13 protein-coding genes are annotated in these 23,928 nt (G+C 46.1%); 2 read left to right on the top strand and 11 right to left on the bottom strand.

Annotated elements, in window-relative coordinates; genetic code table 11:
- The first annotated feature begins 458 nt into the window (after nucleotides 1-458).
- Nucleotides 459-1,700, top strand: coding sequence for an MFS transporter (locus HF312_03215; GenBank protein MCU7519197.1), 1,242 nt, complete (start codon nucleotides 459-461; stop codon nucleotides 1,698-1,700).
- Nucleotides 1,701-1,759: 59 nt separating this feature from the next.
- On the opposite strand, the gene thrC is transcribed toward HF312_03215, so the two are convergent.
- From thrC to HF312_03175, 8 genes are all read right to left on the bottom strand, one after another.
- Nucleotides 1,760-3,061, bottom strand: a complete 1,302-nt coding sequence (gene thrC / locus HF312_03210; protein MCU7519196.1) for a threonine synthase — start codon at nucleotides 3,059-3,061, stop codon at nucleotides 1,760-1,762.
- A 20-nt stretch (nucleotides 3,062-3,081) separates the two neighbouring features.
- On the bottom strand, nucleotides 3,082-4,017 hold the full coding sequence (locus tag HF312_03205) for a homoserine kinase (GenBank protein MCU7519195.1): 936 nt from the start codon (nucleotides 4,015-4,017) through the stop codon (nucleotides 3,082-3,084).
- 19 nt (nucleotides 4,018-4,036) lie between these two features.
- Nucleotides 4,037-6,499 (bottom strand): bifunctional aspartate kinase/homoserine dehydrogenase I, encoded by a 2,463-nt coding sequence (gene thrA / locus HF312_03200; GenBank protein ID MCU7519194.1) that lies wholly within the window; start codon nucleotides 6,497-6,499, stop codon nucleotides 4,037-4,039.
- A gap of 314 nt (nucleotides 6,500-6,813) precedes the next feature.
- A complete protein-coding gene (locus tag HF312_03195; protein MCU7519193.1) occupies nucleotides 6,814-8,121 on the bottom strand; it encodes an MFS transporter in 1,308 nt (435 codons plus the stop codon).
- 82 nt (nucleotides 8,122-8,203) lie between these two features.
- Nucleotides 8,204-9,280: a glycosyltransferase family 4 protein gene (locus HF312_03190; protein ID MCU7519192.1), complete on the bottom strand. Its 1,077-nt coding sequence runs from the start codon at nucleotides 9,278-9,280 to the stop codon at nucleotides 8,204-8,206.
- 194 nt (nucleotides 9,281-9,474) lie between these two features.
- On the bottom strand, nucleotides 9,475-10,290 hold the full coding sequence (locus tag HF312_03185) for a hypothetical protein (protein ID MCU7519191.1): 816 nt from the start codon (nucleotides 10,288-10,290) through the stop codon (nucleotides 9,475-9,477).
- 211 nt (nucleotides 10,291-10,501) lie between these two features.
- Complete coding sequence (locus HF312_03180; GenBank protein ID MCU7519190.1) at nucleotides 10,502-11,755, bottom strand: MFS transporter; 1,254 nt, start codon at nucleotides 11,753-11,755, stop codon at nucleotides 10,502-10,504.
- Nucleotides 11,756-11,897: 142 nt separating this feature from the next.
- Complete coding sequence (locus HF312_03175) at nucleotides 11,898-12,134, bottom strand: SDR family NAD(P)-dependent oxidoreductase (GenBank protein MCU7519189.1); 237 nt, start codon at nucleotides 12,132-12,134, stop codon at nucleotides 11,898-11,900.
- A gap of 407 nt (nucleotides 12,135-12,541) precedes the next feature.
- Here HF312_03175 and HF312_03170 point away from each other — a divergent pair, with 407 nt between their 5' ends.
- On the top strand, nucleotides 12,542-12,790 hold the full coding sequence (locus HF312_03170) for a hypothetical protein (protein ID MCU7519188.1): 249 nt from the start codon (nucleotides 12,542-12,544) through the stop codon (nucleotides 12,788-12,790).
- A 231-nt stretch (nucleotides 12,791-13,021) separates the two neighbouring features.
- Here HF312_03170 and HF312_03165 read toward each other — a convergent pair whose 3' ends face one another.
- The 3 genes from HF312_03165 to HF312_03155 all read right to left on the bottom strand — a co-directional run bounded on the left by HF312_03165 (nucleotide 13,022) and on the right by HF312_03155 (nucleotide 23,101).
- Nucleotides 13,022-16,630, bottom strand: coding sequence for a choice-of-anchor A family protein (locus HF312_03165; GenBank protein MCU7519187.1), 3,609 nt, complete (start codon nucleotides 16,628-16,630; stop codon nucleotides 13,022-13,024).
- Between the two features lie 85 nt (nucleotides 16,631-16,715).
- Nucleotides 16,716-16,976, bottom strand: a complete 261-nt coding sequence (locus HF312_03160; protein ID MCU7519186.1) for a hypothetical protein — start codon at nucleotides 16,974-16,976, stop codon at nucleotides 16,716-16,718.
- 302 nt (nucleotides 16,977-17,278) lie between these two features.
- A complete protein-coding gene (locus tag HF312_03155) occupies nucleotides 17,279-23,101 on the bottom strand; it encodes a choice-of-anchor A family protein (GenBank protein MCU7519185.1) in 5,823 nt (1,940 codons plus the stop codon).
- Between the last annotated feature and the right edge of the window lie 827 nt (nucleotides 23,102-23,928).

Genomic DNA, 23,928 nt, shown 5'->3' with positions numbered 1-23,928 from the left:
TATTATGAGTCAACGAATCTTATCCAAAGTTACATTTTATTATGAGTCAATACGGGGAATGTAATAGCAATTTAGAAATGTCAGTCCAAACATAGCCAATTATTCAATTAAAAGCTTTTAGGCAACGGAATGAAGGTTTAAGCCGTAATGGAGTTACCCTAAAGCATGCGAAGAAATTCAAAGCTGTGCCAAAAGATAATCCCTCCGCTTATCCAGTTTCATTTTCTTATTGACCTTTCCTAACGAATGATCTTTCTTGCTATTACACATTTTATTATGGATAAATAGTAGAAAGCAGTAAAGGTTAAAATGCAATTAGGCTCTTTTATATCATTAAGATAAGCTCCCGCAGTTAAGCGTAATAAATTCCTACTTGTCCTAATTTGGAAATTGTAAAAGTTTTAATTTTGACGTAGGTTTGGGGGCACATTTTTTTGATTAATGGGATATAACAATTAGTGGAATATAACTTAAATTCAAACGACGCATATGCGTCTTTAAGATTAAAAGACTTTCGATGGTTCATTGTCGCCAGGTTTATCTTAACTCTGGCAATACAGATGCAGTCAGTAGTTGTGGGCTGGCAGGTCTACGCCCTTACGCACGACGCGCTTTCTCTTGGAATGATAGGAATAGCCGAGGTGGTCCCCTTCCTTTGTGTAACGCTTTTTGCCGGACACGTGGCCGACATTGTAAACCGCAAAAAAATCATTGTTCTTTCAGGCCTTGTTTACTTTATCTGTGCTGCAGCGCTTCTATTCGTTTCGACTCAGCTGCACCCGGTACTGGTTTCATACGGCGCAATGCCAATATACCTCATAATTTTTATTACGGGCCTTGCCCGCGGCTTCATGTCTCCGGCACAGTTCGCCTTTATGGCGCAGCTGATACCAAGAGAGCTCCTGGGCAACGCCTCTACATGGAACAGCGTTTCCTGGCAGGTGGCTGAAGTTGCAGGCCCCGCAATAGGCGGACTCATCTACGGATTTTTCGGCGTGGGATCAGCCTATACTACCGTCGTTATCTTCTCTGCAATAGGCTGGATATTTTTTGTCGCTGTAAAGAAAAAGCCGATGCCTGAACGCACAAGAAAAGAAAACGTGTGGGAAAGCCTGTCCTCGGGACTTAAATTTGTCTTCGGACACCAGATGGTCTTAAGCGCCTTAAGCCTTGATATGTTTGCGGTCTTCTTCGGCGGCGCGGTTTCAGTGCTTCCAATTTTTGCCGACCAGGTGCTGCATACCGGAGCCAAAGGACTTGGATTTCTGAGGGCTGCTCCGGCTCTTGGCGCAATAGCAATGTCCATCATTCAGGCGCACTACCCCCCTTTTAAGAAAGCCGGGCGGAACCTGCTTTTTGCCGTTTTCGGATTCGGGCTCTGCATTATATCTTTTGCACTGTCGAAGAATTTTTACCTGTCGCTTTTCATTCTGCTCTTAAGCGGAATGTTCGACAACGTAAGCGTGGTTATAAGGGCAACCATCATACAGCTTTATACGCCTGACGATATGCGCGGAAGGGTTTCTGCCGTAAACGGAATTTTTATCGGATCTTCAAATGAGCTTGGTTCTTTTGAGTCGGGGCTTGCGGCAAAACTCCTGGGGCTTATACCATCGGTGGTTTTCGGCGGCAGCATGACGCTTGCAGTTGTGGCAAGTGTAAGAAAACTTGCTCCTAAATTAAGAGAACTGAAGTTATAACTTACAGAAAACATTTCTTAAGAAAAAAAAATGGCGCTCCTTAAAAAAAGCGCCATTTTTTATTTTGACAAAAGAAACTGTTTCAAATCCGGATAGCTGCTGCTGATTTTAACTGACTCCTTCTTTTTATTCAGCGCATCCAGAAGCTTCTCCGGAGTTTCCACTTTTGTGTTAATAGCCTCTTCAATTACTTCAGGAAATTTTGCCGGGTGCGCAGTTTCAAGTATAACCGATACTGCACTTGCCCTCAGATTTTCCGGATACTCCATTAAGGCCTCATAGGCAACAGCCCCGTGTGGATCAATTATATATGAGAAATACTCGTAGACTTCAGCTATTGCTTTTCTGGTCCCCTCATCACTGATGCTGGTGCTGAAGATGACCTTTTTTATCTTTTCGTAAGAATCCTTATATAAATCAAATATGCGGGCAATGTTGCTCGGGTTGCCGACATCCATGGCATTTGATATTGTCTGAACCGAGGGCCTGACTCTGAGCTTTCCGCTTGAAATGTAGTCTGATAAAACTGAATTTTGATTTACAGCCCCGATAAAACGTTTTACAGGAAGTCCCATCTCTGAGGCCATAAGTCCTGCAGTAAGGTTCCCCAGGTTTCCGCTCGGAACAGAAAAAATAATTTCATTATCTTTTGTCTTTAGTTTAGACCAGGCGTACACATAATAAAAGCTCTGCGGAAGGAGCCTTGCAAAGTTAATTGAATTTGCAGAGCTTAAGTTTACTCTTGTACTCAGCTCCCTGTCCATAAAGGCTTCCTTAACAAGCCTCTGGCAGTCATCAAAAGTGCCTTCAACTTCCAGGGCCGTAACGTTGCCGCCGATTGTTGTAAGCTGATGCTCCTGAATATTGCTCACCTTGCCCGAAGGATACAATAACACAACCTTAATTCCTTCAGTGTTAAAGAATCCGTTTGCAACGGCGCTTCCCGTGTCCCCGCTTGTAGCAACAAGAATTGTTATTTCCTTTTTTTCTCCCTTGAGGAAATACGACATCAGTCTTGAAGTAAACCTTGCGCCAAAGTCCTTAAAGGCTAGTGTAGGCCCGTGGTAAAGTTCAAGCACAGCCAGGCTGTCAGATAAGGATTTTACAACAACAGGAAAGTTAAATGCATCTTCAACAATATGTTTCAGATCACTTTTTGGAATTTCACCCTCCGAAAAAAGTGATGCGGCTTCATATGCAATTTCCTGGAATGACATACCGGAAAGACTTTTAATGAAATTCCCGTTAAAGGGAGGGATATCCAGGGGCATAAAAAGCCCCCCGTCGGGCGCAATCCCCTGAAGCACCGCCTCTTTTAATGATACTCTGAGGTTCTTATCTTTTGTACTGTAAAACTGCATTAGCTATAACCTGATTTAAATTATTTCGATTCAATTACAACTGGCCCCTGCCTGTTGATGCGTGAGACATAAATTTCGCCTTCTATATTTTCATCCATTGCCAGGCGCATTTTCATTCCCGCCATTTGTGCAGTTTCAAGTGAATCTGAAAGTGCAAATATGGAAGGCCCGCTTCCTGAAATATTGCACCCAAGTGCACCGGCATCCAAAGCGGCTCCCTTGATATTTTCATAGCAGGGTATAGTGGACTTTCTTGCTGGTTCAATTATTACATCCTGAAGCGAGCGCGAAATAAGCCCGTAGTCACTTTTCATCAGTCCTGCAATAAGACCCGCGGCGTTGCCCCACTGCACCTTTGCGTCTTCAAGAGATACCTGTTTTGGAAGCAGCCTGCGCGACTCTTTTGTATTGATCTCAATATCGGGGTGAAGCACTGTGCAGAAGAGATTTTCCGGCACGGGAATTTCAACTATGTCCGGCGGGTTATAGCCTCTTATAAGAATAAAACCCCCGTAAAGGCCTGGAGCCACGTTATCTGCATGAACGGCCCCGCTTGCTATTCTTTCTCCCATAATTGCAAACTCCAGGAGCTTATCTTTTGAGAGGTTCAACTCCAGGAGCTTATCGGCAGCAAATGCCGCCGCAACCGCACTTGCGGCGCTTGAGCCCAGCCCGCTTCCAAGGGGCATTTTCTTATGAATTTCAATTTCAATTCCCCCGTTAAAACCCGCATAGCTCCTTATTGCAATGACAGGTGCCCCGGCAGTATTCTCCTCTGGGTTCAAAGGAAGCTTCCCTCCGTCACCCGTAATTTTAGTAATTCTCACTCCGGGCTTGTCCGTAAGCCTTAAGACCACCTCATCGCCCGGATAGTCAATGGCAAAACCCATCACGTCAAAGCCGCAGGCTACATTTGAGACTGAAGCGGGAGCAAAAACCCTGACCTCTTTTTTCATACATTCTCCATTAAATATTCTAGCGGTTAAAGAGATAATTTGCAATTCTGACAATATCGGCAAAAACGCCTCCCGAAGTAACAACAGCACCGGCTCCCGGGCCCTGAATAACAACCGGGCGCTCATTGTAGTACACCGTGGTAAATGCAATAATATTGTCGTTCGAGGTCAGTGAATAAAATGGATGATGGCTGTCTACGGCAGTCAGTTTAATCTCAGCCTTGCCATCCTTATATGAGGCTATATAGCGCAGGAGTTTTCCTTCCTTTGCCGCCTTGCTTCTTTTCTCTTCGTAGTAATAGTCGTAGCAGCTGAGCTTTTCCAGGAATTCATCCAGGCTTATATCCCCGCGCAGATCTTCAGGTATAAGGTTTTCAACCTTTATATCTTCAAGCTCAAGTTTGTAGCCCGATTCGCGCACGAGTATCAGAAGCTTGCGCGCCACGTCAAGTCCGTTTAAGTCTTCCCTCGGGTCAGGCTCCGTGTAGCCCTTTTTCCTGGCGTCGAGCACAATTGAGGAGAATGAGCTCTTGCCATTAAATACGTTAAATATGTAGCTTAAAGTACCGCTTAAGACGCCTTCAATCTTATGTACCTTGTCGCCCGAGAAGACCAGGTCGTGCAGTGTGCTTATTACCGGGAGCCCCGCACCCACGTTTGTCTCATAGAGGAAGTTTACGCTGTGCTTCTGGGCTGCCTTCTGGAGCTGCAGGTAGTACTCATAATTGCTTGAATTTGCTTTCTTATTCGGAGTAACAATTGAAATTGAAGAAGAAAGGATCTCAAGATACTTCAGCATTATTACTTCACTTGAAGTACAGTCCACAAAAACGCTGTTCGGCAGGTTGCTCTTAATCATCCTTTCAACAAACAGATCCGGGTTAGATTCTTCCCCCTCGCCAAAAAGCCTTTCCTCCCACTTTTCGACGTCAATACCTTCATAGTCAAAGAGCATTTTGCGGGTATTGGCTACAGCAATTATTTTAATTTCAATTTTAAGATGGCTGTATAAAAACTCCAGCTGGTTTTTAATCTGCTGGAAGAGCGTCCGTCCGATGAGTCCCGTTCCCACTACAAATAGGTTGATCGATTTTAAGTCCGACAGGAAGAAGGCGTCGTGTATGGCGTTAAGCGCCTTGGACTCATCGTGCTTCGGAATTACCATTGATATATTTAGTTTCGAGGAACCCTGCGCGATGGCTGCGATATTGATACCGTTACGCCCCAGTGCCTGCAGCACCTTGCCTGAAATGCCCGAAGTGCCGCGTATATTTCCACCCACGGCGGCAACAATGGCAAGGTTGCTTTCAACCACAACCTGGTTAACGAATCCCTCGGATATTTCATATCTGAGTTCCTTTTCAATCAGCTCTTTTGCCTTTTGTGCAAACTTGGGCAGAATTGCAAAACATATTGAATGTTCCGATGAAGCCTGTGAAATAAGGATAATATTTATTGCGCCGTCGGCCATTGCGCCGAATATTCTGCGTGCAACGCCGGCTACACCTACCATACCGCTGCCCTGTACCCTTATTAAGGCGACGTTGCCGATTGAAGTTATTCCGGTAATAAGGTTCTTCTTCCCGTTGCCGTTAAGGGTTATTAAAGTACCCGGAAAAGAAGGGTTAAAAGTATTTTTAATCCTTATCGGAATATTCTTCATCATTGCCGGGCGCATTGTTGGCGGATGGATTACCTTGGCACCGAAGTGAGACATTTCCATGGCCTCGTCATAGCTCATGGTTTCAATTGAAAATGCCTTTTTTACCTTCCGCGGGTCTGCCGTCATTACGCCGTCTACGTCCGTCCAGATCTCAATTTCATCGGCGTTAAGTATAGAGCCGAATATGGAGGCTGAATAATCCGAACCTCCGCGCCCCAAAGTGGTTGTCTCGTTATCCGGTGTGCTTCCGATAAAGCCCGTTACAATCTGCAGGCAGTCCTTATCTTCAAAGCAGCTTCTTATGAGTTCCCCTGTTGCCACAAAGTCCACTATAGCATTTCCGAAAGTCTTATCGGTTTTAATTACCTCTCGGCTGTCTAAGAATCCCGCACGGATACCGCGCGAAAGGAAAGCCTCAGAGATAATATAGGCTGAAAATCTTTCACCGAAGCTCATAATGTAATCCATGCTCCTGGAAGATATTTCCCTTACCAGGCAGATGCCGTAGAGCACCTGCTTAAGGTCGCTTATGAGTTTAGAGACGGTTTCAACCGCAATTGGGAGCCGCTCTTCCGTGACGAGCTCTTTAACGGCTTCAAGATGCCGCGCCTGGATCTTGTCAAAGAGCAGCTGGTATGAGGCGTCGCCTGAGGCTGCTCTGAGCCCTGCTTCAACAAGTGTGTCGGTTATTCCCTGGAAGGCCGAGAAAATGACAACCGTGTCACTTCCATTGCCGTGATCCTTGGATACTATATCGATAACATTTTTAATTCTTTCGGGTGAACTCACCGAAGAACCGCCAAATTTTAGAACTTTCATTTTATTCCGTCTGGTTTAAAAACAAAAAAACCGGCTTTAGCGGGCTGAAGTCGGTTTCTTAAAAAATGTAAAATTATACACTGCCAACTTTAGCCCGTATAAGGGGTTGGTGTCATCCACATTGTGGTGTGCATTATAGCAGTGCTGTATGTATTTATCGGGTAATTCATTAAAATCAAAAAGTCCGCTTTAATTTTCGCGAAAAATAGTTAAATAAATTTATATTGTCAAACCCAATTGAATAAAACCAGTGCATATTTGTATTAATATAAGAATTATTATTTTGATTCGCCACGGCTGACCAGCCGGCAGTTTTATTTATTTGCCTCTGCGGCGCCTGTGGGCTCGGGAACTCCTTCCGGATATTTTTTAGCCAGATAGCTCCTTATTGAAAAATATCCGAACACTCCGGCTAAAAGCGCTGCAATTCCTCCGAGTGCAAGTCCCCAGCGGGGATTTGTGTATTCTGAAAGCCACCCTACAATAGGCCCCCCGATGGGAGTTGATCCCAGAAATGCAATTGTCCAGAGCGACATTACCCTGCTCCTCATCTCAGGTGCGCTTTCAAGCTGAAGCGTTGTGTTGCCCAGTGTCATAAATCTTATTGAGAATACACCTACAAATACCATTGTTAGCGCCGCAAAATGAAGCCCCGGCGATATGGCAGTAAAAAGTATTGAGGTACCGAACAGGAAAAGTGTAATTACAATGCTGTAGGGCGAAGTCCTTCTTCTGCCTGCCGTGGCAAGCCCGCCTACTACTGCACCGACCCCCATGGACGAGGTCAGCAGAGCATAGCTGTCGGCATCACCATGAAACGTATATTTTGCAATTAAAGGCAGGCTGACCTCAAACTCATATGCAAGCGTTCCTATAATACCCATCATAATGAGCACAAGGCGCAGCATCGGTTCATTTTTTACGTACCGGAAACCTTTCAGAAGCTGCCCTTTTATTTTCTTTACGCGTTCAGCCGTATGAAGCTCCTCTTTCCTCATCATGAAAAGGCAGAAGAGGACCGCAACAAATGAAGCGGCATTTAAGAAAAAACACAAGGCGAGTCCTGCCCCGGCAATTATAACTCCCGCAATTGCAGGGCCGATGACGCGGGCGAGGTTAACTTCTATTGAGTTCAGTGTTACGGCATTGCTGAGCTCTTTACGCCCAACCATCTCAAATACAAAGGTTTGACGTGTGGGGTTATCTACTGAATTTGTCAGCCCGAAAAACGCGGCCAATATATAAATCATCCAGAGCTGGACTGTGTTTGTTACCACCACAATGCCCAGTATTAGTGCCGAGATGCCCTGGCACGCCTGCGTAATGTAAAGCAGGTTACGCTTTGAATAACGGTCTGCAATTACACCGCCTAAAGGTGTAAAAAGAAGTACCGGCAGGAACTGCAGCGCCGTAACAAGCCCCAGTGACGTTCCCGAGCCGGTAAGCTTAAGTACAAGCCAGGCCTGCGCAATCCTCTGCATCCATGTGCCGGGAAGTGAAATGCCCTGTCCGATATAATACAGGCGGTAATTTCTGACCTTTAATGAGGAAAACGTATTGCGGAAAATATTTCTTGCCGAATCCAGTATCCCTATATTCTTAAAACTAAACTTTAATGCCATATCCCTGATATTTCTTATTCTATCTTCTTATGCTGCATATGAAACAATCTATCAAAATCAGGCCTTAGATTCACTTTATTATTTAGTGGGCTTCTTTTTTAAGGACAAGATTACGGTAGAGCGTTTCAATTTTCTCCTGAAAGACTTCAGGACTGAAGAGTTTCACCCTTTTCATTGAATTTTCTGAAAGCCGTGTCCTAAGTTCCGGGTTTGAAAGCAGATTTTTAATATGTCCGGCAAGCTTTTCATATTCGCCCCGGCCATAGGTCAGGCTTGTAACATCTTCAAGCGCAATATCCTTAACGCCGTCTGAATAACACACAACATTCGGAAGCCCCACTGCCATAGCCTCAAGAAGTGAGAGCCCGAATGCCTCGGCATGCGAGGGGAACAAAAATATGTCAAAAAGTGAAAGAAGTTCCGGTATGTCTTTTCTAAATCCCGTAAAAATAAAGTATTTATCCAGACCATACTGCCTGACCTTTTCTTTTAACCCTGCCTCGTACTGCCTTTCATTTTCCTGGGAAGTCCCGACAATAATAACTTTGATATCCGGCTCATCCTGGCTTATAACTCTTACGGCTTCAATTACATCCTCATGCCCTTTTCCGGGACTTATCCTGCCCACCATACCGATTACGGTTTGTGAAGGGGTTATTTGAAATTCCTTTTTCAGATCAGAGGAGTCATCGTTTTTTACAAACTTATTTATATCAATAAAATTATGAATTAGAGCCACCTTTTTTTCGCCCAGCACGGTAGTATCAAGAAGATTCTGCCTTATTACTTCCGAAATTGCAATGGCACAGTCCAGGCGCCTGTAAATAAAGTTATGCAGCAGGTCTTTTTTTTCGATTGCAGATCCAATATGCTTTGTCATTACAACAGGGGTTCTAAGTCCTGAGAGCTTCAGGGCGGGAACGATAAGCCAGAGGTCCTTTGAAAAATGCGTATGAATGAGTTCAATTTTCTCATTCTGCAGAGTTTTCTTGAAAATCTTAATGCTTTTTAAGCTTAGCGGCGATGCGTCAAAATTTACGCTTTTAACATTCAGCCTGCGGGATTCTTTATCTATAGGACTGTTTTCGATTGAAGCCAGCGCAACAGAGTGACCTTCTTTTAAGAGCAGTTTGATGCTGGAGATTACGAACATCTCCATTCCGCCCCACGATTTTGACAAGCAGGAGACCAGTATATTCATTGTATTAAAGTAATATTAAGCCGAAGCAGGTTTTATTCATAATTAATTAAAGGGCTTAATAAGCAAAATATTTCTAAAAAAAACAACCGCTCCTTAAAGGGCGCATGTGCCTTCAGGAGCGGAAGACGTCAGTATTTAACAATTTTTGACGTCTATTTAGCCAGTTTGACCTCAAAGGTATAGTCAAGCGGCTTGAAGTTTTGTCTCATTCCGCCTCTTTCTCCGCCTCCGCCACGGCGTCCGCTGCCTCCGCCTTCTCTACCGCCTCCCATGGGTGGACGGTTGCCGCCTTGGCCGCCGGATCCCATACGCATTCCGCCCCCGCGCTGGGTCATATCAATTTTCCCTGTTTCAATCTTCACCTCAACATCCTCTCCGGGACGGGTCTTTAGTACAGTCTGCGCGCCGCTGCCCTCCAGGGGAACCTTCAGTTCATAGACAAACTGGTCTTTCTGGTAGCTGATGCCTGCCTGAAAGTCTTTAGCCGATGCTATTTCGGATGTATAGAGCGGCAGATCGTCTTTATTTGTAACTGTAAGCTCTTTTTGCATGGAAATCAGTTTTTGAATTCTCTCTTCACGCCCGCGCGGGGAAGTACTGTCCTGAGGCATCTGCATTCTGAAATCCCTCATCTCACCTCTTTCAGGCCTTAAGGGGAATTTCACTCCGATTACATCCTTTGAACTTCCGGGATCGAGCCAGATGGTAAGGCCCATTGTCAGAATCCTCATCGCCTTCGAGGCATCCGAAGTAACCAGGCAGAGATAAAGATTCTGCCCGTCGTTCTTAAAGCCGTAGGCCATGTTATCGTCTTTAACAGTCTTCAGGCTGCCTGCCCAGTCGGTCTGGCTGCCATCAATTTTAATCTGGCTGTTATTAAATGAGCTTTCAACCTCGGAGCTTCCGGAGCACCCGAATAAGGAAAGCCCTGCCAGAACCACTGCTGCCGCATATTTAAGATATTTCATAAAAATTTTCTCCTGTTAATAGTAAGATCCTCCTTCTTGGAAGGATTCAGAAAACTAAATTCACTTTTCATTTCTATACTGATTAGACAGTAATATTCACTAAGAAAGTTTAAAAATTAACATAGAGGGGAAAAGCGGAGAGAAAATGGATATGCGTAAATTTGATTAAATTCAGGCCTTAAGGGTGCTTTATATCCTTAAGGCCTGGTAATTATTTTTCCTCACGGCTCATTATTTTCTTCCAGAACAGCGGGGCTGTAAAGATTATTATAACTCCAACTATTACACCCCCGATTAAAACCGCCCTCGGGGCGCCCTGAATTCCTCCGAGCAGTTCGGCCACGGCACCGCTTCCAAGAGAACCAAGCGCGGGCAGGCCGATTAGCGTAATTGTATAAAGGCTTATTATGCGCCCCCTGAGTTCATTTGGCACGGTAACCTGAATAAATGTTGCAATAATGGTTCCAACTGCCGTTGCCGAGACGCCGTTAATAAAAAGAAATATTATTCCCAGAATCAGGCTCGTACTTTCCGCAAAGAGTATAATGGAAATACTGAATACCAGTCCGGAAATGACAAGCACCACGCCGGGGCGCCTGACGTTACTGAATGAAGCAAGCGCAAAAGCCCCCACAAGCGCCCCGCCGCCCGAGGAAGCAAGAAGAAGCCCGTAGCCGTAGGCTCCGCTGCGCCATATGTCGCGCGCAAATATAGGCAGGAGATTCTGATAAGAACGCCCGAAAATAGCCGTGACAGTTGAAAGTGCCAGAAGCGCCAGTATAAAACGCGATTTCCATGCGTAGGAAAGCCCCGCAAGGACTGAGTCCTTAATCGACGTTTTCTGACCGCCGCTATGTGTGCGTACATCTTTCATTGAAGCCAGGGCAAATAATACGGCAAGAAAAGTAAGGCCGTTTATAAAGAAAAGGCTCCCTGCTCCAAGTATTCCCAGAAGAGCCCCTGCAACTGCAGGACCAATTAAGGCTGCTCCCGTAAAAGTTGCCGAATTAAGCGACAGGGCGTTCAATAGGTCCTCTCTCGGTACCAGGTCCGGCACCAGAGCCTGCCTGGCAGGGTTATCAAATGCCAGAAATACGGCTCCGGTAAAAGAAGCTGCCAGTATGTGATAAACCGAGACCATGTGCAGCCATGTCAGTATGGCAAGTACAAATGCAGTTATCATCATGCCGGTCTGTGTGATATAAAGAAGCCTGATGCGGTTAATCCTGTCGACGGTTACTCCTCCAAAGAAAGGAAGGATAATCATAGGAAGAGCAAAGCTCAGGCCCAGAAGTCCAAGCCACAATGGTGAATTCGTCAGCTGCAGTACCAGCCACCCCTGGGCAACATTCTGCATCCAGGTACCGGCATTAGATACAATAAGTCCCGTCCAAAGAAGTGTAAAATTCCTGTGCTGAAGGGCAGCAAATCTCCGCGGTTTTTCAAGTGTTGTTGCTTCTGCCATAATTATTTTATACCCTGCTTTAAGCTCTCAACCAGTACCTCAGCTTCCTCGCTTTTTATGGCCTCCACTATCTTTTCAGCCACAGCTTCCGCTGTATCCATCGGCATCATTTTCATCCTGTCTGAATGGGTCATCTCGCGGCTTATGGTATTCTGAAAGAAATCTGGCGTATTGCAATTTCATCGCGCATGTCCGCGGTTACCGCAAATGAATTTGGGATTTCCTGACTCAGCTTTTGAAGTTTTTCGGTCGAACGGGCAACCAGCACAACGTTGGCTTCATGCTCTGCAAGGAGCCTTGCCGCGGCAAGGCCTATTCCGCCTGAAGCCCCCGTTACAATGATCACTTTATTTTTAATTTCCATTTCTTTATTCCTCATTATTTTAATAATCTAAGTATGGATGGGAGATAAATAATACGTAAAATTCCATCTCTCACTCTGAGCTTACAATCTGCACCTAGGTCATGCGAGGTCCAAATGTGCCCCGAATGTGGCAATATTATTTTTTGCGGGGACTAATATAAACCAAAGAGAGGATAATTTCACAAAAAGGGGGGCGGCTTTTGAGGACTCATCTTCATAAATGTGAGGCTCATCATACCTCAAGCGCGTTTCACAATATCTTCTTGACAAAAGTAAAATTATTCTTATCATACAATTAGAAACTACTTTTCGCAAATACTATTGGTTCCGTGGAAATTACCATTATCCTTTATGGGAAACCGGCTTGCTCTGTTTGGCAAAGCACTTCCCGAGGATACTAATGACCACAATAAGAGAACAACATGAAAATTTTACTCCTTAATGGTAATGATTCTGACATGTTCCTTGTCAGCAAGGAAGATCTGGTTAAGTATCTTTCGGGGGAAGCAAAGTTTGAAAGGCCGCTCTCACCGGATATAGTAGTAATAAACAAAGAAGTCTCTGAAAGTGAAGAGCCGCTGGCAAAAGAGCTTGAAAAAAAATATAACAGGCCAATGGGCATGGATGAGTACCTGGAAACATTAAAGTCCATGCTAAACCTCATTTCATAAAGCCGCCTCAGGAGCCGGGTAATTCATCACGTGTATATAACGTCAGAATTTTTTCCAAACCTAAAGCCATCAGGAGTTTTCCCATATCCGGGCGGTTGAAGCCTGCATCCCTCGCAGTGAATGACAGGCTTCTCGCGCCTACGGAGTGCGGGTAAATTTGCTCAAGGAAAAGGAGCGCCGGTTCCTGAGGCGGAAAACCGGCAGCCCGTATTTCAATATCAGAATTTAATATTATCTGACCAGCATCATCTTTCTGCTCATAGCAACTTTATTGCCTGTAAGCCTGTAGACATAAACTCCCGAGGGCACTTTGTCTGCGTTAAATACCGCCTTGTGATATCCTGCCGTAAGGGTGCCGCTTAAGAGAGTTGCAACTTCCCGGCCAAGCATGTCATAGACTTTTAACGTATAGTCGCCTGCCTCCGGAGCCGCAAATTCAATCGTAGTTGACGGGTTGAACGGGTTAGGATAGTTCTGCTTCAGGCTGAATTCAGCCGGAATTTCAGGCTTCTCCCCGCCGTTTGTAAGGCTTGCGGAAAGCCTGTAGACCTCGCCGCTTTTGGTTCCACAAATGACCTCTTCGGTTGAAGGATCCACTACAAGAGCACAAACGTTGCAGCCGTCAAAGCCCAAATGTTTCCATGTCAGGCCGTTGTCCTCCGACATATAAATGCCTCCGGTAAGTGAACTGACGTAAATCCTGCCGCAGGGAGCAACACCAATCGTGTAAATGAACTGCACGGGCAAAGTGGTTACTTTTGTCCATGTCTGCCCGTTAACGGACTGATAGAGCCCGTCACCATAGCTTGCGGCAAAGAGCATTGTCTTTGAGGCAGCTATCGTCCAGAACATCTGGAATGAGCAGTTTACCTGAACCCATGTAGTAGTTCCATAGGCCAGCCGGTATATGCCGAATCCGAAGGTTGCAGCATACAGATCGCCGTTACCGGCAACGGTAATTGCCTGAATTACCGGCCAGATGTTAAAGCCGCTATTAATCGCCTTCCAGCTTACTCCTAAATCCACTGACATGTAAACTCCCGAGCTCCATGTTGCGGCATAGAGCACACCGTTATAGAATACTATGTCGTGGACGTCCAGGTTTGCGCAGCCTGCCACAACCCATTTAGTACCGTTATATACATAAATCCCTTTTGCCGTTGCGGCAAAGACACGCCCCTGCACCACGGTAAGGGACCATATATATGTAGATTCTATGGTTTCGGAAAATACAACCCAGGTCAGGCCCGAATCAGTTGACTTATATATTTTTCCGCCCCAGGTTGCGGCATAAACGTTGCATCCATCGAAGGCGAATGCATAGATAAGCTGACCGAAAGACCATGTTGGAGTAATTGGAATTGTTCCGCCGCCACTGCCGGAGGTGCTGACATTTACAGTTACACTCGAAGTATTATTTGCCAGTACAATATCCACCGGCACACTCGACAATAGTGTCGCCGTATTTGTAATAACAAAGCTGGCAGATATATTGCCTCCGAAGGGCGCCGTATTAAACTGTCCTGAACCCGTCATGCACCTGACTATTACCTGCCCTGTTATTAACCCCGCCGGGAATTCGAGTGCGGCCAGAGGGGCAAGCACTGATCCAATTACCGCGATCCCCTGAATTTTAAGCGTGAGCGCCTGATAGAAATTAAAGACTATATTGCCTGCTGCAGGCCCGTTCACGCTCATGCCTCCCATCCAGGAAATATTCTGCCCCGACACGTTTATAATTACAACAGATCCCCCGGGGGCGTTAATTACAAGGTTATGAGTATTTGAAAGGTCACTTCCTGAAATCTTAAAAACATTCATGAACGGATCTGTTCCTGTAAGCGTCATGGTTCCCCATTGCGAGGAGACAGTGCCGTTTACAGTGTAGCCTGAAAGCGTCATTGACAGGTTCTGCAGGTATGTTTTAGCCTGTGCAAAATCAATCGGGCGGCCGTTTATCAGAGTGCCCCCGGTAATTGAGACGGCCATCTGCGGAAGGTTTGTAGTTCCGCCATAGACCGCATTGCCGTTATTTATTGCCCCGCTGATAAAAGTCAGGTTGCCTCCTACTACAAGCACATTGCCGCTGTTTGGAGGCAGGAGGTCGCCAACGGAGTAGTTCGCCAGGTAAGCATCGCCTCCAACTGCCATTTTGCCCTGTGTATCTGCAGAAGGCTGCGTCAGGTTCTCAAATACAAAAACGTTGTAATCCCTGGCGGGACCAAAGTCCAGAGATTTTTTAGCCATTTCATCGCAGTTGACTTTTACATTGATTTTCAGCGCCGCGCTTGCGCCTACGGCAAGGCTTCCGACGGACCATTTTCCGTCTGATGAATTATATGATCCCTGTGATGCATTTGCGCTCAGGTAATCAACCCCAAGAGGCAGAACGTCGCCGACAACTACAGAAGAAGCCGCAGAAGGGCCCAGGTACTTTACAGTTACAGTGTAGGTAAATGTCTCTGCACACTGAAGGCTTGTCTTGCTGGAGGTAACCACCACTTCAAGATCGGTGCAATCCTGGCTCTGTTTTATGAGTCCTGCATCCACGGTAAGATTGGTAACATTTGCGGCAACATTAAAACATTCGGTTTTGCCGTCAGGACCTATATCAGAGTCCTTTGCGTCGTCTGCGCCCTGGTTCTTGGGACTTACCGTATAGTTCGATGCAACTATCTTAATAAAGTAGCTCCCCACAGGAACATTAATAAAAGTGTACTTTCCATTGGCATCTGTTATCCTGTTCGATATCAGTGTCCCCACGCAGTTACGCAGTTCAACTGTAATTCCCTGAATGCCGGGTTCACCCTGATCCTGAATTCCGTTTCCATTCAGGTCATTCCATACAAAGTCGCCCAGGAGGTAGTTTTCCTGGCTTGTCTTATAAAGTCCCGCATCCACAATTTTATCATAGTCGCATTTGCAGCCTGCGGGCGTGTAGCATTTGCTTTTTCCGTCTTTATCAATGTCTGAATCCACGGCATCATTTGTACCCTGGTCCTGCAGCGTTACGGTATACCCCTCGGGTACAACAACCTTTATATAATAGCTGCCCGTGCCAAGGTTTGTAAAAGAATAGTTCCCCTCGGCGTTTGTAACAGCCGTTGCCGAAAGCGTGTTATCGCAGTTATAAAGTTTCACCGTGACGCTTTGGATTCCGGGCTCTCCCTGGTCCTGTATTCCGTTCTTGTTGCTATCCAGCCAGACCCTGTCGCCAATAGCCAGCACGCCATGTTCAGAAGGGCAGCTGAGATAACCCCGGTTTACTTTCCCCTCCTCAAAGTTTCCGTTTACCCTGGAGGCTATTTCGTTAAGGACCGACACTGTATAGCCGGCATCCTCACCGCCAAGCGCTTTATTGGCCAAGGCAAGGAATTCCGAAACAGTTTTCCCCTGTAGTGTTCCTGAAGCTATAACGAGATCCTTCAGTAAAAGGTAGCTTGAACCGGACTTTAATATTTCATCGGCAAAAGCATTTAATGTCAGGGCTGCAACCTGAATGCCGAAGATTCCGCTTTCAGTAGAGGAAGGATTCACGTAGCTGTGACTTAGCTTGTCAGGGTTTCCATCTCCCTTCAGATAGGCAACCAGCGCCTGAGATGAAGTAAGTTTTATGGTGTATTTTCCGCCAATGGCAAGGCCGTTGGGGAACTTCTGAGGAAAATAAAAATCGCGCAGCCTTCCTATGTTATCATAGTCGCTGGTTGCATCGCAGCTCCATCCAGCTGCGGTATAGGTAGCAAATTTGCTCAGATCGCATTGGGTTTGTGCCGGGCTATTCCCGGAAAGGACAATAATCCATAGCAGCATGAACATAGTGCATAAGAATCGACTCTTCATATCCCGCCCTCCGTTAAATTAAGTTAGATATCAGTATCAGCAGACAGTTATTAAGCACATCTATGAGTCATCAGTTTACAGTTCATCAGAATACAAAGAACGCCTTCCCGTTTCTTTCAGGCCCGAAGGAGGCCCGGAAGATGCCAGTTACAGATTTTTCATTTATTACGGAACCAGGTCTAAGCGGTAAAACAGATGGCGCAGGTAAGCTAAGAAGGAATTCCGGATAAGCCGGGTAAAGGACTGAAACAGCAGCTGCCTTGAAGCAGTTTCCATGGGTTGTCTTTGAGGAGACGATAATTACCATCAAAAATAAAAGCGGACTTACCAGTATAATCCCTTCCACTTTTCCCTCTGTTTATATGTTCATCCGCAGCGGTTCTTAAGGTTGTCATTAATAATATTTATTTCCCGCTGTGATCTGTGTCGCAGTTATAATGATATATAAGTTTTTGTGATCCTAATCAAGGCATTTTAAAAAGAAAGTATAAGAATTTTTATTTTTTTCATGGATGGGAATAAGAAAGGGGGCTGCCCCCGGAAGGGACAGCCCCCTAATTTCATTTGGGATATGTAAAAGAAGCAAGTTTTTCTGCAGGTAAAGCGGGGGCTGCCCCCCGCTTTATGCATAGTCACCTGATCATAAGATTACTTCACAAGCATCATCTTTCTGATCATCTGGACGTTAGTTCCAGAAAGTCTGTAGATGTACATACCTGATGACATCCTGCTGGCATCAAATACAACCTTATGATACCCCGCCGAGAGCTCCTTATTTACCAGAGTTGTAACTTCCTGACCCAGCATGTCGTATATCTTGAGTGTATACTTGCCCGCAACCGGAATAGCGAAGCTGATAGTAGTTGACGGGTTGAACGGGTTAGGATAGTTCTGGCTCAGGCTGAACTCTTTGGGCAGCCTGTCTTTGCCTTCAACAGCTGTCAGACTGGCGTCTAGCATGTAGACTTCACCAGCCTTGGTGCCGAGGTATACATTTTCAGTAGCCGGATCAACTACAACTGCACATACGTTGTATCCGTCGAAGCCCATCTGTGTCCATGAAGCACCGTTATCGCACGACGAATAAACGCCGCCCATAAGCGAGCTTACAAAGACCTTGCCGCAGGGAGCAACATCAATCGAATAAATGTACGGGCATGGCAGAGTAGTTACCTTATTCCATGTGGTACCGTCGCATGACTGGTAGAGTCCGTCGCCATAGCTGGCAGCATAGAGATAGTTCTGGCAGCCGGATATGCTCCAGAATGACTGGCAGGAAGTGCTTACCGGGATCCAGGTTGTACCGCCGCACTGGAGTCTGTATATACCGCTGCCCAAGGTGGCGGCATAGATATAACCGTTTACAGCAGTAAGAGACTGAATGTAAGGCAGCACTGTAAATCCGGTATTGACCGGTATCCAGTTCAATCCGTAATCATTAGACATCTGGATTCCATGTCCCCAGGTTGCAGCATAGAGTGTACCGTTGCATCCGACAAGGTCATGGACGTCATAGTTGCCGCAGCCGACGAGCGTCCACTTTGTTCCATTGAATACATAAATACCCTGTTCTGTTGCCGCGAACACGGTTCCGTCAACAACGGTAAGAGCCCAGATATAAGCAGCATTCAGGCCTTCACTGAAGAGCTGCCAGGTCTTTCCGCCGTCAGACGAGCGGTAAACTTTCCCGCCCTGAGTGGCAGCGTACATATTGCAGCAGTCAAATGCGAAAGCGGATATCATGCCGTCAAACTGGCAAATAGGAGGCTGCTGTCCGCCGTTACCAGGCTGTGTGCCAATGGTTACGGTTACGCTGGAAGAGTTATTAGATGCTATTATGTCAACCGGGCTGTTTCCGGTAATCATAGCAGTATTTGTGAAGCTCTTCGAAGCCGGAATGCTTCCTATAAAAGGCGTATTGCAGAACTGGCCGGCACCTGTTAAGGATTTAACAATTGCCTGTCCTGAAACAATTCCAGACGGGAAGTCCAGAGCAGCCAAAGGCGCAAGTACTGTACCTTTTACGTCAATGCCCTGAATCTTGAGCGTCTGTGCCTGATAGAAGTTAAATAAAGCGTTGCCTGCAGCAGCGCCGTTAAGGCTCATACCGCCTGTCCATACCGGGTTCTGCCCCGAGATATTGACAATAACGACTGAGCCGTTAGGAACGTTAATGACAAAGTTGTTTGAAGCTGAAATGTCGCTTCCGGAAACATTGAATACATTCAGAGCCGGGTCAGTTCCCGTAAGGGTTAAACTTCCCCACTGGAATGCTGTTGTACCGTTAGCGCCGTAGCCTGCAAGTGTACCAGACAGGCTGCTTAAGGCTGCCTGGGCAGCAGCAAAGTTAACCGGAGATGCATGGATGAGTGTTCCGCCTGGTACAGTTACCGAAGGCTGAGGCAGGTTTGTTGTTCCGCCATAGACCACGTTTCCATTTGCAACAGTTCCGTTAACCATTGTAAGATTACCTCCCACAACGAGTACGTTGCCGCTGTTTGCTGCAAGACCTGAACCAATCGACGAGTAAGCCGCCATGGTGGCGTTTCCGCCGACAGCGGCCTTACCCTGAATGCTTGTACCGGTCTGGTTGAGGTCATTGAATACAAATATGTTATAACCTTCAGCAGCACCAAGAGTAAGCGAACTTGTGCTCAGCTCGGTGCAGTCAACCTTAGCATTGAGTGTAAGCGTAGCGCTTGCTCCAACGGCAAGATTTCCAACGTTCCATTCACCCGTAGTCGGGTTGTAAGTCCCCTGTGAAGGAGTGCTGCCTGTAAAGTCGGCACCGGCCGGCTCAAGGTCAGTTACAACTACTGCGCTTGCAGCAACAGGACCGTTGTTCTTAACAGTAACCGTATAGGTAAAGTCCTCACCGCACTGCAGGAATATCTTGCTTGCAGATTTAGTTACTTCAAGATCTGTTGTTACCGGCGGAACGAGACCAGCATCGATTGTGTTGTTGTTAACGCCGCCCACAACGTCGAAGCATGCGGTTTGTCCATCCGTGCCAAAGTCGGAATCAAGAGCGTCATTTGCACCCTGATTTATCGGGCTTACAGTATAACCGGAGGGAACAATTATCTTCACAAAGTAGCTTCCGGCCGGAACGTTTGCAAACGCATAGTGCCCTGTAGCATCAGTTGTTGTTGAAGCAACAAGACTATGGTCACTGCACTTGCGCAGTTCAACTGTCACTCCCGGCACCCCGGGTTCATTAGCATCCTGAATTCCGTTGCCATTCAGGTCTTTCCATACAAAGTCACCGATTGAACCCTTGTCCGAAGGTGTCGGATACATACCGGCATCAATCGTTACATTTGAAGTTCCGCCTGCAACAGTAAAGCAGGCTGTCTTTCCGGTTGCATCAGGATTGGAATCAAGAGCCTGATTTCCGCCCTGCAGAGCCGGACTTACAGTATATCCTGTAGGAACTGTGAACTTCACGTAGTAATCGCCGGCCGGGATGTTCGGGAATGTATACTGCCCGAAGTAATTTGTTGTCGTCCAGGCAACCAGACCGTTGTCGCTGCACCTGTAGAGGGCAGCGGTTACGCCGTATAAGCCCGGTTCACCTGCGTCCTGGATTCCGTTATGGTTCAGATCGAGCCATACGAAGTCGCCAATGCAGGCAAGGTTCTGAGGAGTCGTATAGAGTCCTGCATCAACTGAATTATTTGACACGCCTGCCATAACATCAAAGCATGCGCTCTGTCCGTCGCCGCCAATGTCGGAATCTTTCTCGTCATTTGAACCCTGATTGATCGGACTGATGTTATAACCGGCCGGAACATTCAGTTTAACATAGTAGCTTCCGGCAGGAACATTATAGAACTGATAATGGCCGAACATGTTTGTTACAGTTGTTGCAATGAGTGCGTGTGTCGTGCAGTCATGCAGCTCAACCGTAACTCCCGGTATACCGGGTTCGTTAACGTCCTGAATGCCATTGTGGTTCAGGTCATTCCATACGAAGTCGCCAACGCAGCCGTTATTGCCCGGTGTCGGGGGATATAGGCCTGCATCGACCGTATAGTTATTATGACCGGGAACGACGTCAAAGCAGGCGGTCTTTCCGTCCGGACCTATGTCAGAATCCTTATCGTCACCATCCTGGTTAATAGGACTAACGGTCCAGCCTGTGGTAACGAACTTAACGTAATAGCTGCCCTCAGGAACGTCGCAGAATGAGTAGTATCCGTTTCCGACGCTTACTGTCTGGGCAACCAGGCTGTTATCACTGCACTTATGAAGTTCTATTGTAATACCGGAAATACCAACTTCATTTGCATCCTGAATGCCGTTGTGGTTTGCATCATTCCATACAAAGTCGCCAATGCATGCAGTCTGCGGAGGTGTAGTGTACATACCGGCATCAACCGTCATATTGTTTTCACCAGCAGCAAGACTGATCCAGTTTGTATTTCCATCCATACCGATGTCTGAATCCTTCGCGTCGTCTGTACCCTGGTTAATTGAAGTGATTGTATAACCGGCAGGAGGAGTAAAATGTACATAGTACTGTCCGGGCTGCAGGTTATTGAATATGTAATAGCCGCTGGCGTTGGTAGTTGTTGTGGCAACTACAGCGCCGGTTTGGTCATGCAGCTGAACCTGTACATTGGCTATTCCAGGCTCACCCGCGTCCTGAATGCCGTTATGGTTCAGGTCATTCCATACGAAATCGCCCAGGCTTGCCGGCTGCGGAGGTGTCGGATACATACCGGCATCAGCCGTGTTGTTTGTCTCACCTGCAGCAAGCGTGTAGCAGGCTGTCTGCCCCATATTTGCAGGGTTGGCATCTGAATCCACATTATCTGCACCTGCATTCACAGGACTGAAAGTATAGCCTGTAGGCAGAATGAATTTAACATAATATCCGCCGGGAGTTAAACCTGTAAAGTGATATGATCCGTCGGCAGCTGTTGTCTTTGAAGCAACAAAGCTGTTGTCAGAGCACTTATAAAGTTCAACTGTCACGCCAGGTATTCCGGGTTCGCCGGAGTCCTGTATCCCATTATGATTTGTATCATTCCATACAAAGTCGCCGATTGAGGCAGGTGAAGGAGGAGTAGGATAAAGACCTGCATCAACCGTCATATTGTTATCGCCTGCCGCAAGTGTCACACATGAAGACTGTCCGGCATTGTTAATATCGGAATCCTTTGCGTCATCAGTACCCTCGTTTTCAGGGCTAACAGAGTATCCGGATGGAACAGTAACCTTTATATAGTAGTCTCCTGCAGGGAGATTACTGAACAGGTACATTCCGCTCGGGTTGGTGGAAGTTGTGGCAACAAGGCTGTTGTCGCTGCACTTAAAGAGCTGAACCGTAACGTTCGGAAGTCCAAGTTCACCGGCTTCCTGAATTCCGTTATGGTTTGTATCCAGCCATACAAAGTCCCCTAAGGAAGCAGGGGCCTGCGGAGTAGGATACATACCGGCGTCGACCGTAGTATTGTTATCACCGGCAGCAAGCGTGTAGCAGCCTGTCTTTCCGAGGTTATTCGGGTTGGCGTCTGAATCAACCGCATCGTTTGTTCCGGCATTCATTGGGCTGTAAGTATAGCCTGAAGGAAGCACAAACTGTACGTAATAGTCACCCGGAGTCAGGTTTGTAAAGTGGTAGAAGCCGCTGGCATCCGTAGTAGTTGTCTGAAGTACAGTGTTGCTGTTGCAGACATACAGGTATACTGCCACGCCAGGTATTCCGGCTTCACCTGATTCCTGTATCCCGTTATGGTTTGTATCATTCCATACAAAGTCGCCTAAAGAAGCAGTTGTCGGAGGTGGCGGACACGTCAGATAATTTTTATTTGAGGTACCATTGTCAAAATTTTCATTGATCTTTGTTGCTGCATTATTCAGGTCCGAATAGGTATACCCGGCCCCGGAAATGTCCTGGCCGCCTAAAGCAGCATTTGCAATTGCCATAAATTCGGAAACTGTTTTTCCTGCAAAAGGACCTGAAACAATCATAAGATCTTTCAATTGTAGTGAATTTGTTCCTATTTTACCAGCTTCATCAAAATACACGTTTAGAGTAAGTGCAACCATCTGGACCCCAAAGGTTCCGGATTCGGTGCTTGTAGGGTTGGTATAATTTCGGGTTAGTTTATCTGGCGTACCCTGCCCGTGAAGATAATCTACTACTGCTTGTGAGGAAGTAATTTTTATCCAATACGTCCCTCCAACAGTAAGGCCGTTCGGGAACACCTGATCAAAGTACTCGTCCCGTATTGTCCCGGGATTATTTCCACTTGCCACAGAACCCCAACCGCCCTGCGTATAGGTAACAAACCCGCTAAGGTCGCAGTTATTCACGCTCTCTACAGATTGAGCCGCACTGCTGCCGCTAAAGGCAAATAACAGAATTACTGCAAAAATAATACTCAGAATTCTGTCTGCAGTAGTTCCCTGAAATGAGCGAGAAAGGCGATACCTGTTTTTTTTCAAGTTACTGAATTTCATTTCGTACCCCCTATTAAATATTTTTACCATAATTTGTTTTTTCATTTTTCGTTATAACTGACACTTACTCTGATGGCATGCATCTGATCTGCACAGTCACCGGTTTTCACCCTCCCTTAAAGCGGCAATTTGCAGCTCATCTTCAACTTACAGATGATGCTGTTATAACTTCTGAATATTTACGAGGTGTCACCCATTTTGAATCTCCCCCTTTTTTTCAGAATTCTATTTAATGCATTAATCCTGATTATCCTTATAGAACAGTTCTTTACCTGAATGGTTAAAATGCTGAAGTCCTTTCAGAGACATATAGCAAGAGGAAAGTATCCACTAAAGCTAAGCCGCCTTAAGTTTTCACTTTCCTTTTGATTCATGAGGTCGATTGCTTAAAAACATAGCTGCGGTTCTGCTCATCAAGACTAAATATATTTGAAACATTATTTTCGGATTTGAAGCATTTTCAGTTTGTTGGGAAGTTGAGATATTTGAAAAACTGTTCAGCTTGAGGTTTTTATGATTTAGAAGAAGTTTGGAGCTGTTTTGATTTTTTTTGTGGCTGTTAAGGTGAACTGAAATTGTGATTAGAAACACATGGACGAGGGGGATATAAAAACGGGGCGTTGTTACCGGGCCGCAATTCAGATGCGATGACGCATGGAAGACTAAACCCGCCAATAGTATCAAAAACGGACTTATCAGTAAAGCCTGTTCCACTATTTCCCTCTATTAAACGTGAATAATTACATGGAAGCATTGCGGTGTGCCTTTCCCTCTTATTATAGCTCTCCCTGTAACTATTTGGCAGTTAACAATTATATTCATCAAAT

Source organism: Ignavibacteria bacterium (genome assembly GCA_025612375.1).
Lineage (GTDB): Bacteria > Bacteroidota > Ignavibacteria > Ignavibacteriales > SURF-24 > JAAXKN01.
This window is presented reverse-complemented; position numbering and strand designations above follow the sequence as displayed.